Below are 14,080 nucleotides of genomic sequence, written 5' to 3'. Positions count from 1 at the left end.
GGCGACGACCGCGCTCAGGAGGGCTGCGGGGTGAGCAGGTAGTCGCCGTCGTCGGGGCTCCACCGCAGCTCCACCACGCCGTCGGTCGCAGCCGCCTTGCAGAACTGGAGGAAGCTGCGGTAGCCGAGCTTCTTCTCGCTGAAGTCCGGCCGGGCACGCCGGAGCTGGTCCTTCAGGCCGGAGAGCGCCACCGCGCCGCCCTCGCCGGCGAGGTCCGCCACCACAGCGCGGAGCAGCCCGAACGTGACCTCCCGGTCGCCCCGCTCGGGCAGCGACACCTCCGGGTCGCCCTTGGCCGGGCCGGCGGCCAGCTCCACCACGTTCGACCCGGCCAGGTGCCGCAGCAGCTCCCCGAAGGTACGGAAGCCGTAGTCGGACTCGCTGAACGTGGGGTCCTTGCGGAGCAGCGCGCGTTTCAGGCCGGAGGCGGTCACCTCGCCGCCGCCGCTGCCCTGCATGCCGGCCACGGTCTGCACGAGCAGGACGGCGAGCGTGTCGACGTCGCGCGGTGACTCCTCCTCGGTCGGCGCGGTCTCCGCCGCGGGTTCGGGCGCCGGCCCGGCCACCGACGGCCCCGTCGACCGGGTGGGACGGGTCCGGCGGGCGGCGGGCGGCGGCACGTCCACCCCTTCGAGGCGGTCGTAGTAGAGGAACTCGTCGCAGGCCGGCGGCAGCAACGCGGAGGTCGACTTCTCCACCCCGACGCCGATCACCCGCTTGTTCAGCTCCCGCAGCTTGTGCACGAGCGGGGTGAAGTCGCTGTCCCCGGTGCAGATCACGAACGTCGAGATGTAGCCCCGTTCGAAGGCCAGCTCGACCGCGTCCACGGCCATCTTGATGTCGGCGGCGTTCTTGCGGGAGAAACCCATCCGCTGCGGGATCTCGATCAGCTCGACGTGCGACCGGGTCAGCATCCGCCGGTCCTCGTCGAAGTACGACCAGTCGGCGTACGCCCGGCGCACCACCACCCGGCCGCGTTCGGCCAGGGCGTCGGCGATCGGACGAAGGTCGAACGGCCGACCGCCGTGATGGTCTCGTACGCCCAGCGCCAGGTTCTCGTAGTCGAGGAACAGCGCGATCCGGTCTTCCTGATCCACGTCGGCCAGCCTAGCGGGGTCGGACCGGCGCGCCGGTCAGCGCCGCCGCTCGTCGCGGTAGAGGGTCTCCCGGCGGGCGACGCGCTGGATGGCGTAGCTGGCCACCAGGAGCGCCAGTGCGAGCACCACCTCGACCCCGGCGACCGTGCCGTTGGCGACGGTGAGGCCGAGCAGCAGCAGGATCAGCCCGACCACGGCCAGCAGGCCGGCCAGCAGCAGCCGCGTACGCCGCCGCGCCGACCGCTCCCCACCGCCTGCGCTCACCCCGCCCGCCTCTCCCCCGGCTCTCCCGGTTCGAGCCTAGGTGCTGCCCGGCCCGCCGGTGGCGGATCCGGCCGCTGCCCCGCAAGTGCCGTGGGGGCCGGCCGCCGTCGGCGGTCGGCCCCCACGGGACAGGGCGGATCAGTGCATCGGCACCGGCGTCGGGAGCTGCTCCTCGCCCGACTCGCCGTCCAGCAGGTGTGACGGCTCCCGCCGGCGGGGCAGGAAGGCGGCCGGGACGAAGGTGAGCACCGCCAGCCCGAAGGCGACCCAGAACGTGGTGGCGAACGAGCTGGCCGCGAAGTCGAGCCCACGCTCGATCAGCGACGGCGGCACCGGGAACTGCTGCGCCAGCTCGGGCTGCTGCTGCACCGCGATGGCGAGCTGGGCCTCGGTGACCGGCGCGCCGGTGCCCGGATCGGTCACGCCGGGGATCGGCCGGGAGCCGTTCAGCTCGCTGGTGAGGATCACCGACATCGTCGCGGCGCCCACCGACCCGGCGATCTGCTGGACGATGTTGAGGAGCGTCGAGCCGCGCGCCACCTCGGCCGCGTTCAGGGTCCTCAGCGCCGAGGTCATGATCGGCATCATGGTGCCGCCCATGCCGAGGCCCATCACGAACAGCGAGCCGCAGAGCAGCAGGTAGGACGTGTCGGTGCCGACCTGGGTGAAGGTGAAGAACCCGGCCGCGATGAGCACCAGCGAGAAGGGCGCCGTCCGGCCGATCGGCACCCGGTCGGCGAGCATGCCACCGATCGGCATGGTGAGCATCGCGCCGATGCCCTGCGGCGCCATCAGCAGGCCGGCGTTGAGCGTGGTCTCGCCCCGGATCTGGAGGAAGTAGCTCGGGAACAGCAGGCCCGCGCCCATGAACGCGATGATGAAGGCGACCAGGGTCAGCGCGGCGATGGTCAGGTTGCGGTTGCGGAACAGCCGCAGGTCGAGCAGCGGGTGCCGGGGCCGGAACGAGTAGCGGACGAACGCGACCACGAGCGCGGCGCCGGCCGCCATGGGCAGCCAGACCTCGGGGTCGGTGACCGTGCCGGCCTCCGGCAGCGAGGAGACGCCGTAGAGGAAGAGGGCCAGGCCCGGCGAGAGCATCAGCATGCCGAGGAAGTCGAAGGACTCCGAGGGCTCGGGGGCGTCCTTCGGCAGGGCGAGCTGGGCGTAGACGAGGGCGACCACGCCGATCGGCACGTTGATCAGGAAGATCCAGTGCCAGCTCGCGGTGTCGATCAGCCAGCCGCCGAGGATCGGGCCACCGATCGGGCCGAGCAGCATCGGGATGCCGAGCACGGCCATCAACCGGCCGATCCGGTGCGGACCGGCGGCCCGCGTCATGATCGTCATGCCGAGCGGCATGAGCATGCCGCCGCCGAGGCCCTGGACCACCCGCCAGGCGATCAGCTCGCCGATGGAGTCGGCCGTGGCGCAGAGCCCGGAGCCGATGGTGAACAGCGCCAGCGCCACCATGTAGAGCCGCTTGGTGCCGAACCGGTCCGCGGCCCAGCCGCTGAGCGGGATCACCGTGGCCAGCGCGAGGGTGTAGGCGGTCATGGTCCAGGCGACGCGCGCGTAGGAGGCGTCGAACTCGCGCTGGAAAGTGGGGATGGCCACGCTGACGACGGTCACGTCGAGGATCGACATGACGGCGCCGAGCACGACGACACCGGCCACCTTGAGCACCGCGGCGTCGAGTTTGTTCGATGTCGCTACGGATTGCTGGGTCACAGACAGTCTCCTGGTTCCGGTCCGGCTCGATGCGGTGGCGACGCCGCGCGCCGTGGGGCGTGCGGTCGGACGCGCGGTGGGCGACGTCCGGCACGGAAGCCTAGTCACGGAGTGCGACATCGGCGGCCGGTTTTGCCAAGAGGCGAACGGCCGTGCTTCCGGACACCCGCCCGTCACCCCGGGCGTCGCCCGGGTTCGGCTCCACCGGCTTCCGAGAAGCCGCACCGTACGCACCCCTACGCCCGGATTCGCGGCTCAGGTGGACGCCCTGCCACCGGCCCGGGACCGGTCCGTCACCGTGACGAACGTCATGTTTCCGGCGCGGCGTCGATGCGGCTCCACTGTCGGAGTTCCGACGCCGGGGCAGCGGCGTGCCACCTTGCCGGCTGCGGCACCGCCACATCGGGCCGCTCCCCGGCGGGCCGGCGCGCGGTGCCGCCGCTCCACTGTCGACGGCCGCGTCACGCCGGGGACAGGTCCGCCATCAGGGCGATCTCGGCCGTGCGGGAGCGGTCGATGCGGGTGGCGAGGTCGCGTACCCGTTCGCTGGTGCCGGCCGTGACCTGGGCGTGGGCCAGCGCGGCGGCGGTGCGCTGGTGCCGGGTGAGCACGTCGAGCAGCACCCGGTCGACGTCGGCGGCCGGGGCGGCCCGCAGCCGGGTCAGCCCGGCGGCGGCGTCGCTGTGCCCGGAGTGGTCGTGCCGCGTGGCGGCGGCCGCGGCCGACGGGCCGGCCTCGCGCAGCCACCGGCGCATGGTGGCCAGTTCGTCGGTCTCGGTGGCCCGGATCGCGGCGATCAACGTCCGCACCCGCGGGTCGGCGGCCCGGTCGAGGCCGACGCCGACGAGCTCCAGCGTCTGCCCGGTGTGCGCCACCATCATGGCCAGGAAGAGCGCGTCGATGCCGCTGGCAGCGCCGTCGACGGCCGGCGCGGGCCGGGACGCCACGGGCGCCACCGCCCCACCACCACACCCGCCGACGCCGAGCACCCCGACCACCACCATCGCCGTCACCACACCCCGACGCATCCATTCCTCCAATCGAGAGCCCCCTCCCCCTCCCGCTCCCCCACCCCGCTGATTCCCGGAAAGAGTGGTCATGTCGCGGGGCATGGCCACTCTTTCCGGGAATGTGCGAGCCGGAGCAGGGTGGGGGTGCGGGGTGCGGGGTCAGAGCTGCTGCCAGAGGGCGGGGACGTTGGGGGGTTCCCAGCCGGCGATCGCGGTGTGCGCCTGGCGGCAGCGGTAGCTGCGGCCGTCGTAGGTGACCGTGTCGCCGACCTGGTACGCGCGGCCGGCGGTCCAGGTGCCGCCCGGCACCGGCGAGCCGGTCGGGGCGGGCGTCGGTGACGGCGTGGCGGTCCGGGTGGGCGACGGGGTCGGCGACGGCGTGGGGGTCGGGTTGCCGCCCCCGCCGCCGATCTGGAGGTCCACGCAGGCGTAGAACGCGTTCGCGGTGTCGGCGATGTTCCAGACCGCGAGCAGCTTCTGCCGGCCGGAGAAGCCGCCCAGGTTGACGGTGTGCGACACGGTGGCGTCGGGTTGCCGGCCACCGCCGTCGACCACCGCGACCCGGGTGTTGCCGATCCAGTACTCCCAGTTGGCGGTGGCGTGCCGGGCGGTGTTGACCCAGGTGAACGTGGCGCTGCTGCCGACCGTGGTGGCCGGCCAGTTGCGGCTGTCGTCGTTGAGCACCGCGAACTGGGCGATGCCGGCGTGGCAGCTCTTGAGGCCCTTGGGCCCCTCGACGCTCTGCGGCTCGTACCGGATCTGGCCGCAGTCGGGCACCCGGTTCTGCGCGCAGAGCGCCTGCCGGCTGGGCGGCGAGGAGACGTAGCCGTGGGCCTGGGCGGGCGCGGCGAGCGCCAGGGCCGCGGTGACGGCACCGGCACTGAGCAGCGGAAGTGTAATTCTTCGGCGCATGGTGGCAACTCCTTCGGGGGGAACGGAAGGTGCCATGAACATAAATTAAACCTTGTTAACAGTAAAGACTCCTATCTATAAATTAAGCCTTGAGCCGAGCGCGCCACGCGTGGAATTCTGATCAGCGCGCGGAGCCGATCGTCGTCCCTGGGCACCCGGACGCCGGCAGGCATCCGGGAGGACGGCGGCACCGATCCGGGAGAAACCACCTCTCGAAGGACACCCGCATGAGGAGATCCCTGCCCCGCCCACGCCGGTGGACCGCGTACGCGGCGAGCCTGCTGCTCGTCACCACCGCGCTCGCCACCGTCGGACCACCCGCCGCCGAGGCCGCCGCCGACCCGGTCGCGGTGACCGTGAACGCCCGCGCCGGGCTGGCCACCGTGCCGGACACCGCGCTCGGCGTCAACCACGCCATCTGGGACGCGAAGCTCGGCAGCCCCGAGACGTCCGACCTGCTCAAGGCCGCCGGCGTGCGGATGCTGCGCTACCCCGGCGGCTCGTACGCCGACATCTACCACTGGAAGACGCACACCGCGCCCGGCGGCTACGTCGCGCCGGACACCGACTTCGACACGTTCATGGCGGCGGCCCGCCGGGTCGGCGCGCAACCGATGATCATCGCCAACTACGGCACCGGCACGCCGGCCGAGGCGGCCGACTGGGTGCGCTACGCCAACGTCACCAAGGGCTACGGCGCGAAGTGGTGGACCGTCGGCAACGAGAACTACGGCAACGGCCTCTACGGTTCGGCCTGGGAGGCCGACGACCACGCCGACAAGAGCGCCACCCAGTACGCCAAGCTGGTGATCGAGTACGCCGACGCGATGAAGGCGGTCGACCCGAGCGTCAAGGTCGGCGCGGTGCTCACCATGCCCGGCAACTGGCCGGACGGCATCACCGCCGGCGGCGACCCGGGCCCGTGGAACCGGACCGTGCTCTCGCTCGCCGGCCCGAAGATCGACTTCGTGGACGTGCACTGGTACCCGGGCGGCACCGCCGCCGAGTCGCTGACCCGGACCAACCAGATCTCCGACGCCACCTGGCTGCTGCGTCAGCAGATCGACAGGTACGCCGGCGCGAACGCCGACCGGATCGGGATCAGCCTCACCGAGCTGAACGTCGACGCCGGCCGCACCACCCAGCCCGGCGCGCTGTTCCTCGCCGACGCCTACAGCGGCCTGCTGGAGCAGGGCGTCTTCACCGTGCAGTGGTGGAACGTGCACAACGGCATCGGCACCGTCTCCGAGGTCGCCGACCAGACCGACTACGGCGACTTCGGGCTGCTCTCCAGCGGCGGCTGCACAGGCGACGGCGAGGTGTGCGAGCCGCCGTTCAACACGCCGTTCGCGCCGTACCACGCGCTGTCCCTGATGAACACGTTCGCCCGCCCCGGTGACCAGTTCGTCCGCGCCGGCACCGACCAACCACTGGTCAGCGCGCACGCGGTGCGCCGGCCGGACGGCAGCCTCGCGGTGCTGCTGCTCAACAAGGACCCGGACACCGCGTACCCGGTGGCGGTCGACTACGCCGGCTTCACCCCGGCGGACGAGGCGCCGACCGTGCACACGCTGACCAACGGCGCGAGCGGCGTGACCACCGACCGCTCCGGCAGCGCCACCACCCGGACCCTGCCGCCGTACTCGCTGACCACGCTCGTGCTCCGCCCGGCCGGCAGCTCCGCCGGGCGCCCGGGCGCGCCGGGCCGGCCGACCGCGGGCGCGGTCACCGACCGCGCGGCGACCCTCTCCTGGCCGGCCGCCGCCGTGGGCGCCGCGCCGATCGCGAAGTACGAGGTGTACCGGCAGTACGGCACCGTCAGCGAGCAGCTCGGCGAGACCGCCGGCACCTCGTTCACGGTGCGCAACCTCGAACCGGGCACCCGCTACACGGTCAACGTGCTGGCCCGGGACACCGCCGGCCGGGTGTCCTGGTCGTCCCCGCCGCTGACGTTCGCCACCGGCAGCCCGGCCGACAGCGGCTGCGCGGTGCGCTTCCACAACGACACCGACTGGGGCAACGGCTACGTGGCGACCGTCGAGGTGGTCAACACCGGCCCGGACCCGGTCGACGGCTGGACGCTGACCTGGACCTGGCCCACCGGCTGGCAGCAGGTGAGCAGCGGCTGGAACGGCACCTGGACGCAGACCGGCACGGAGGTCCGGGTGACCCCGACCGCCGACAACCGCCGGCTGGCCGCCGACGGTGGGAGCACCAGCGTCGGGTTCGTCGGGGCGTACAGCGGGCCGAACGTGCCGCCCGGCGTGTTCCGGCTCAACGGCACGGTCTGCACCGTCCGGCCCTGAGCCGGCGGGCCGCCCCCCCGATCCGGGGTCAGCCCCGGCCGGGTGGGCGGAGTCGGACGTCGGCCGCCGTCGGGACCTTCGTGGTCCGGCGGCGGCCGGCGCGGCGTGGCGGCGGCACCACGTGCGGGCGGGACGGCCCCACCACCGGCGGGACGGGTCGGCGGTCCACCGTGGCCGGTCGGGGCAGCGCGGCCAGGATCAGCCCGAGCAGCGCCACCGCGACGACCCCGTCGAGCCAGTAGTGGTTGCCGGTGCCGACGACCACGACCATGGTGACCAGCGGGTGCGCCAGCCAGAGCCAGCGCCGTCGCCCGGCGGTGACCGCCACCAGGGCCAGCGCCACCGCCAGCGCCCAACCCACGTGCAGCGAGGGCATGGCCGCGTACTGGTTGCTGAGCTGGTCGGCGTCGGGCGGCCCGTAGACGGTCGGGCCGTACCGGCGACCGGTGTCGATCAGGCCGGTCAGTGTGGTCAGGCGCGGCGGCGCGAGCGGGACGCAGACGTGCAGCACCATCGCCGCGCCGGTGAGCGCCGCGAGCGCCCGCCGCAGCCGCAGGTAGTGGGCCGGCCGGCGCAGGTAGAGCCAGACCAGGCAGAGCACGGTGGCCGGGAAGTGCACGTACGCGTAGTAGCTGTTGGCCAGCCGTACCGGCAGCTCGTGCGCCAGCAGCGGCGCCTGCACGAGCGCCTCGTCCGGCAGGTGCAGCAGCCGTTCCAGCCACCAGATCCGCTCGCCGTTGGCCAGCGCCGTGTCGGCCCGTCCGGCGACCAGTTGCCGGCCCGCCTTGTAGGCGAGGAAGAGCACCGCGACCAGCGTCAGTTCACGGGCCGCCCGGCGCAGCGCGCCACCGGGCCGGGACGCGCCTCGCCTGGTGTCCATGCTCCTCCTTCGCCTGGGTCCGCCCGCCCGCCGGCCGGCACGGACCAGGGCCGTCGCCGGGGTCGGCGACGGCCCTGGGGTTACCGGCTCAGCGGCGGACGTGTTCCTCCCGGCCGGCCGGGTCGGCGTCCACCCCGTCGAACGCGGGCGCTCCGTCGACCGCGTCGGCACCCACCGCCACCGAACGCCCGGGGTCCGGCAGGTCGAGGCTGGAGCGCAGGGTAACCGGGCGCAGCAAGAGCGCCGCCACCACGCCGACCACCGCGATCGCGGCCGAGATGAGGAAGATGTGCCCGGTCGCGTCCCCGTACGCGGCGCGGACGATCTGGCGTACCGGCTCGGGCAGCGCGTCCAGGTTGAGCGTGCTGCCGCCACCGCCGGTGGTGGGGATGCCGGCCGCGGCGAGGTCGTGGGTGATCCGGTCGGTGACCCGCCGGGCCAGGACCGCGCCGAGCACCGAGACACCGATGGTGCCGCCGAGCGACCGGAAGAAGGCCACGCTGGCGCTGGCCGCGCCGATGTCCTTGAGCGCCACCGTGTTCTGCACCGCGAGCACCAGGTTCTGCATGGTCATGCCGACGCCGACGCCGACGACGAACATGGCCACCCCGACGATGACCAGCGAGGTCTCGTGGTCGATGGTGCCGAGCAGGGCGAACCCGGCGACCAGCAGGATCGCCCCGAACACGATGTACGGCTTGATCTTCCCGCTGGTGGTGATCATCCGGCCGGCCACGATCGATGAGATCAGCACGCCGGCCATCATCGGGATGGTGAGCAGGCCGGCCTCGGTCGGGCTGTAGCCGCGGCCGATCTGGAAGTACTGGCCGAGGAAGACCGCGCCACCGAACATGGCCATGCCGACCGCGAGGCTGCCCAGGATGGCGAGCGCGGTGGTGCGCTCGCGGACGATGTGCAGCGGTACCACCGGCTCGGCGGCCCGCGCCTCGACCCGGACGGCGAGCGCCAGCAGCAGCACCGCGCCGCCGACCATGGCGGCGGTCTGCCAGGAGAGCCAGGCGAACGAGTCGTCGACGAAGGAGATCCAGATCAGCAGCACGCTGACGCCGGCCGCGATCAGCGCGGCGCCCAGGTAGTCGATCCTGACGTTCTGCCGGCGCACGGTGGGCAGGTTCAGCGTGATCTGGAGCAGGAACAGCGCGATGATCGCGACCGGCACGCCGACGAAGAAGCACCAGCGCCAGCCGAGCCAGGAGGTGTCGACGATGAGGCCGCCGAGCAGCGGGCCGCCGACCGTGGCGAGCGCCATGACGCCGCCCAGGTAGCCGTTGTAGCGACCGCGTTCGCGCGGCGGGATCATCGCCGCGATGGCCACCTGGACCAGCGCCTGGAGACCGCCGACGCCGATGCCCTGGAAGGCCCGGGCGGCGATGAGCTGGCCGGCGCTCTGCGAGAAGCCGGCCGCGACGGAGCCGACCAGGAAGACCACGATGGCGACCTGGATCAGCAGCTTCTTGCTGAACAGGTCGGCCAGCTTGCCCCAGATCGGCGTGGTGGCCGTGGCGGTTAGCAGGGTGGCGGTGACCACCCAGGTGTACTGCGTCTGCGAGCCGTTGAGCGCGCCGATGATCTTCGGCAGGGCCGTCGAGACGACGGTGCTGCTCAACATGGCCACGAAGAGCACCAGCAGCAGGCCGCTGAGCGCCTCCAGCGTCTGCCGCCGGCTCATGGGCGCGGCCTCGGCCGTCATGGTGGGTGCGCTCATCGCGCGTCCTCCTGGGGTGTCGGATGGGGGTGGCCGCTTGGTTGCCTCAAGCAATCATCAACAAATGTTGCCCATCAGGCAACTTTGCCCGTTGAGAAAAGGATCACGTACGCTGGCCGCCATGGACGAGTGCACCGGCCTGCGGGAGCGGAAGAAGGCGGCCACCCGCCTGGCCCTGCACGAGGCGGCACTGCGACTGGCCGTCGAGCACGGCCCGGACCGGGTCACCGTCGAGGCCATCGCCGACGCCGCCAACGTCTCCCGGCGCACGTTCTCCAACTACTTCGCCGGCAAGGAGGAGGCACTCTTCCACGGCGACACGATGCGGCTGCGTCGGATGCTGGAACTGGTCGCGGCGCAACCCACCGAGCTGCCGCCCTGGGCCGCGCTGACCCGGGCCGCCCTGGCCCAGGCCGACGAGGGGTACGACGACCCGGCCGAGCCGTGGCTGAACCGGCGCCGTCGACTGCACGGCCACCCGAGCCTGGCGGCCCACCAGGTCGGCGCGTACACGGCCATCGAGCGGGAGCTGTCCACCGAGATCACCCGCCGGCTGACCGCTGCCGACGCGCCGCTGCGGGCGCGGGTGCTGGCCGCCACGTTCCTGGCCACGCTCCGGGTCGCCGCCCAGCAGTGGATCGAGCACCCGGACGCACCGCTGCGCGACGTGCTGCGCGACGTGCTCGCCCACGCCACCCCCGTGGCCGAGGGACTGCCCGCTGAATTCCCCGTGGCGGTCGAGCGGGGCTGACACACTCGGCCGGTGGGCGGCGACCGGTGGCGCAAGGGGCTCGGGCCCCCGGCGCGGGTCGCCCCGGCCACCCGGGTCGACAAGTTCGAGATCTTCTTCGACCTCGTCTTCGTGGTGTCGTTCTTCATCATCACGCGGGCCACCGCCGCCAACGTGACGGTACGGGAACTGCTGCACGCGCTGCTGGTGCTCGCCGTGCTCTGGTGGTGCTGGGTGGTGCACAGCGCGGTGGCCGCCCGGCTGCGGCTGGGCGAGGGCTTCGTGCCGATCCTGATGGTGGTCGGCATGGTCGCGTTGTTCACGTTCGCGCTGGCCCTGCCGCAGACGTTCGGCGACCTGCGCCAGGGCACCGCCGGGCCGATCCTGGTCACGGTCAGCTACGTGGTCATCCGGGTCGTGCACACGTCGCTCTACTGGTACGCCACCCGCGGCGACCCGGCGGCCCGACGCAAGGTGTGGTTGTTCCTGCCCGAGGTGCTGCTCTCGACCTGCCTGCTGCTGGTGGCCGCGTTGCTGCCGCCGCAGGTGGACCCGGAGACCGGGCCGTGGCTGCGCGACGCGCTGTGGATCGCGGTGGCGGCGATCCAGTACAGCAGCGGACTGCTGGCCGGGACCGACGGCTGGAAGATCACCTCGGCGGAGCACTGGACCGAACGCTACGACCTGATCCTGATCATCGCGCTGGGCGAGTCGGTCATCTCGGTCGGCGTCGGCGGCAACCTGCTCGGCAAGCCGGTCACCTGGCCGGCCGTCCCGGCGGCGATCTTCGGCATCCTGTTCACCGCCGCGCTCTGGTGGGCCCACTTCGACATGATCGGGCCGGCCGCCCGGATCGCGTTGCACGCCGCCCGGGGCCACCCGCGGGTGGCGATGGCGCGCGACGCGTACGCCTATCTCTACCTGCCCATGATCGCCGGGGTGATCCTGTTCGCGCTCGGCGCGGAGGAGCTGGTCCGGACCGTCACCGACCCGGTGGGCGGCGCGGCGGAGCGGGGCCACGGGCCGGCGGTGCCGCTGCTCTTCGTCGGCGTGATGGTCTACCTGGCCGCCAACATGGCGTTCCAGTGGCGCACGCTGCGGACGCTGTCGTGGACCCGGGTCGGCACGCTTGTCGTGCTGGCGGTCACGCTGCCGGTCGGCCGCCAGCTGTCCGCGCTCGGCGCGCTCGGTCTGCTCACCGCGATCTGCCTGGCGCTGGTCGCGGTCGAGCTGGTGATCTTCGCGGACGCCCGCGTGGCGCTGCGCCGGGCGGTGCACCAGGAGCGGACCAGCGCCGAGGAGAACGAGGCCGCCTGGCGGGCCCGGTGGCACGACGGCGGGTCGGAGTGACCTGACCGCGCCGGTCCGCCGCTCGACGCGGGCCGTAGAGTCTCCGGGTGATCGAGATCGCCACCGAGGTCGACCTGTTCCACCAGCCCGCCCGGATCTGGCGGGCGTTGACCGAGCGGGCGCTGCTGGCCAAGTGGTTCGCCGACAGCACACCGCGGGACGACCACTGGACACTGGCGACCGCGGCGCTGCCCGGCTACGACGCCGACACCGAGGTGGAACTGGTCGAGCTGCGCGCGCCCCGACGGCTGGTGGTGCGGTGCCGGGAGGGCGACCGGGCCACCCGACTGGCCTGCGACCTCACCCCCAGCGGGCACGGCACCCGGCTCTCCGTCCGCGAGGTGCTGGAGGAGGGCGACTGGGACGCCGACGCGCGCGCCGAGCAGCACGAGCGGGCGCTGACCGGGCGACTGCCGGCGATCCTCGACTGGCTCGCGTTCCAGGAGGTGGACCTGCGCCGCGCCGAGGGCGGGCTGACCGCGGAGCTGCCGGTGATCCGCCTGCTCGGCGACGAGCGCGGTCGCCCCCGACGCCGGGTCCTGCTGGCCGCCGGCGCGGCGACGCTGATCGCCGGCGCGGCCGGGGCGGCGCTGTGGGCGACCCGGGACACCCCGCCGTCGCCGGCCGCCCCGCCGCCGTCGTCACCGGCGCTGGTCCTGCCCACCACCACGCCCGCCGCGTCGCCGCGGCCCACCACCGCCCGGCCCACGCCGAGCGCCAGCCGCCGCAGCGCCTCCCCCTCGCCGTCGCCGTCCCGCTCCCCCAGCCGTACGCCGAGTCCGACGCCGTCGGTGGCCGCCGTCGGGCTGACCGCGACGTACCAGACCGTCACCGACCGGGTCTTCGGCTACCGGGGCGAGGTGGTGCTGCGCAATCCCGGACCGGCCCCCCGCTCGGAGTGGACGGTGACCGTGACGCTCGGCGACGGGGCCACCGTGGGCTCGGTCAACGGTGCGGAGGCGGCGCAGGACGGCGTGGTGGTCACGTTCACCGGCCCCGAGCTGCCGCCCGAGGGCTCGACCACCATCCGCTTCGACGTCCGGGACCCAGACCCGCTGCACGACGCGCCGGAGTCCTGCGCCGCCGACGGCACCCCCTGCACCACGTCCTGACCCTCCGGAGGTCATTCACATATTTCTATCGTTGAGGTCATGGGAGCGCTCCCGTAACATACCTGACGCGGCTGTTAACGCTCACAACACAATCGCCCCCGCGAATGCGCGAGCCGCCACCACCACAGGAGGAAGCCCCATGTCCAGATCCAGAGCGGCCCATGTCGGCCTGGTCTCGGCCGGTGTCGCGTTGCTGGCCTCGGCCGGTGTCGTCGCGGCGCTGCCAGCCGGCGCGGCGGCCGCCGGTTGTTCGGTGAAATACACCGTGTCGTCGCAGTGGGGCGGCGGCTTCGGCGCCGAAGTCGCCATCACCAACCTCGGCGACCCCCTCAACAACTGGACGCTGACCTGGTCCTACGGTGCCGGCCAGACCGTCACCCAGGCCTGGAACGCCACCGTCACCCAGAGCGGCGCGAACGTCACCGCCAAGAACGTCGACTACAACGGTTCCATCCCCACCAACGGCACCACCTCGTTCGGCTTCAACGGCGCGTGGACCAGCAGCAACCCCGCCCCCACCAGCTTCGCGCTGAACGGCGTCACCTGCACCGGCGGCACCGCCCCCACCACGCCGCCCACGTCGTCGCCCACCACGTCACCGACCAACTCGCCCACCCCGCCGCCCACCACGACACCACCGCCGGGCGGCACCTGCTCGTTGCCGTCGAGCTACCGGTGGTCCTCGACCGGCGCGCTGGCGCAGCCGAAGTCCGGCTGGGCGTCGCTGAAGGACTTCACCGTCGCCCCTTATCAGGGCAAGCACCTGGTGTACGCGACCACGCACGACTTCGGCTCGTCCTGGGGCTCGATGAACTTCAGCCCGTTCACCAACTGGTCCGAGATGGCCACGGCCAGCCAGAACGGCATGAACCAGGGCACCGTCGCGCCGACGCTGTTCTACTTCGCCCCGCGCAACATCTGGGTGTTGACCTACCAGTGGGGTGGCACGGCGTTCTCCTACAAGA

The 14,080-nt window shown here is 72.9% G+C and carries 12 protein-coding genes; 5 read left to right on the top strand and 7 right to left on the bottom strand.

The genetic code is table 11. The annotated features are described in order from the left end of the window. Positions 1-14 precede the first annotated feature (14 nt). From C8054_RS25575 to C8054_RS25555, 5 genes are all read right to left on the bottom strand, one after another. Positions 15-1,097, bottom strand: a complete 1,083-nt coding sequence (locus C8054_RS25575) for an NYN domain-containing protein (RefSeq protein ID WP_107161096.1) — start codon at positions 1,095-1,097, stop codon at positions 15-17. Positions 1,098-1,133: 36 nt separating this feature from the next. Continuing rightward, entirely contained in the window at positions 1,134-1,361 is a 228-nt protein-coding gene (locus C8054_RS25570; protein ID WP_107161094.1) for a hypothetical protein, read from the bottom strand. 138 nt (positions 1,362-1,499) lie between these two features. After that, positions 1,500-3,089 carry a DHA2 family efflux MFS transporter permease subunit gene (locus C8054_RS25565; RefSeq protein WP_107161092.1) on the bottom strand — a complete coding sequence of 530 codons (1,590 nt, stop codon included), beginning with the start codon at positions 3,087-3,089 and terminating at the stop codon, positions 1,500-1,502. A gap of 461 nt (positions 3,090-3,550) precedes the next feature. Then, a complete protein-coding gene (locus C8054_RS25560) occupies positions 3,551-4,117 on the bottom strand; it encodes a DUF305 domain-containing protein (protein ID WP_107161089.1) in 567 nt (188 codons plus the stop codon). Positions 4,118-4,258: 141 nt separating this feature from the next. Next, positions 4,259-5,011 (bottom strand): lytic polysaccharide monooxygenase, encoded by a 753-nt coding sequence (locus C8054_RS25555; RefSeq protein ID WP_107161087.1) that lies wholly within the window; start codon positions 5,009-5,011, stop codon positions 4,259-4,261. A 227-nt stretch (positions 5,012-5,238) separates the two neighbouring features. Here C8054_RS25555 and C8054_RS25550 point away from each other — a divergent pair, with 227 nt between their 5' ends. Then, positions 5,239-7,317 carry a cellulose binding domain-containing protein gene (locus C8054_RS25550; protein ID WP_107161085.1) on the top strand — a complete coding sequence of 693 codons (2,079 nt, stop codon included), beginning with the start codon at positions 5,239-5,241 and terminating at the stop codon, positions 7,315-7,317. A gap of 28 nt (positions 7,318-7,345) precedes the next feature. Here the strand turns inward: C8054_RS25550 and C8054_RS25545 are convergent, their stop codons facing one another. Both C8054_RS25545 and C8054_RS25540 read right to left on the bottom strand, forming a co-directional pair. Further along, positions 7,346-8,197: a phosphatase PAP2 family protein gene (locus tag C8054_RS25545; protein ID WP_107161083.1), complete on the bottom strand. Its 852-nt coding sequence runs from the start codon at positions 8,195-8,197 to the stop codon at positions 7,346-7,348. Positions 8,198-8,285: 88 nt separating this feature from the next. After that, positions 8,286-9,923 (bottom strand): MDR family MFS transporter, encoded by a 1,638-nt coding sequence (locus C8054_RS25540; RefSeq protein WP_107161081.1) that lies wholly within the window; start codon positions 9,921-9,923, stop codon positions 8,286-8,288. A 121-nt stretch (positions 9,924-10,044) separates the two neighbouring features. Here C8054_RS25540 and C8054_RS25535 point away from each other — a divergent pair, with 121 nt between their 5' ends. The 4 genes from C8054_RS25535 to C8054_RS25520 form a co-directional block, all read left to right on the top strand. Continuing rightward, on the top strand, positions 10,045-10,674 hold the full coding sequence (locus C8054_RS25535; RefSeq protein ID WP_107161079.1) for a TetR/AcrR family transcriptional regulator: 630 nt from the start codon (positions 10,045-10,047) through the stop codon (positions 10,672-10,674). Between the two features lie 12 nt (positions 10,675-10,686). Beyond that, a complete protein-coding gene (locus C8054_RS25530) occupies positions 10,687-12,003 on the top strand; it encodes a low temperature requirement protein A (RefSeq protein WP_107161077.1) in 1,317 nt (438 codons plus the stop codon). 47 nt (positions 12,004-12,050) lie between these two features. After that, positions 12,051-13,115 (top strand): SRPBCC domain-containing protein, encoded by a 1,065-nt coding sequence (locus tag C8054_RS25525; protein ID WP_107161075.1) that lies wholly within the window; start codon positions 12,051-12,053, stop codon positions 13,113-13,115. Positions 13,116-13,254: 139 nt separating this feature from the next. After that, on the top strand, positions 13,255-14,080 hold an 826-nt coding region (locus C8054_RS25520), incomplete at its 3' end, for a non-reducing end alpha-L-arabinofuranosidase family hydrolase (RefSeq protein ID WP_199199916.1).

Origin of the sequence: Micromonospora sp. RP3T, assembly GCF_003027925.1 — a bacterium.
In the GTDB taxonomy this organism is placed as follows: Bacteria; Actinomycetota; Actinomycetes; order Mycobacteriales; family Micromonosporaceae; genus Micromonospora.
The sequence above is the reverse complement of the archived record's forward strand: the minus strand, read 5'-3'. Positions and strand labels throughout refer to the sequence as shown.

Excerpts from the sequence above, each read along its gene's own strand:
- C8054_RS25555 (WP_107161087.1), bottom strand. The coding sequence starts at position 5,011 with ATGCGCCGAAGAATTACACTTCCGCTGCTCAGTGCCGGTGCCGTCACC.
- C8054_RS25560 (WP_107161089.1), bottom strand. The coding sequence starts at position 4,117 with ATGCGTCGGGGTGTGGTGACGGCGATGGTGGTGGTCGGGGTGCTCGGC.
- C8054_RS25535 (WP_107161079.1), top strand. The coding sequence starts at position 10,045 with ATGGACGAGTGCACCGGCCTGCGGGAGCGGAAGAAGGCGGCCACCCGC.
- C8054_RS25545 (WP_107161083.1), bottom strand. The coding sequence starts at position 8,197 with ATGGACACCAGGCGAGGCGCGTCCCGGCCCGGTGGCGCGCTGCGCCGG.
- C8054_RS25540 (WP_107161081.1), bottom strand. The coding sequence starts at position 9,923 with ATGAGCGCACCCACCATGACGGCCGAGGCCGCGCCCATGAGCCGGCGG.
- C8054_RS25550 (WP_107161085.1), top strand. The coding sequence starts at position 5,239 with ATGAGGAGATCCCTGCCCCGCCCACGCCGGTGGACCGCGTACGCGGCG.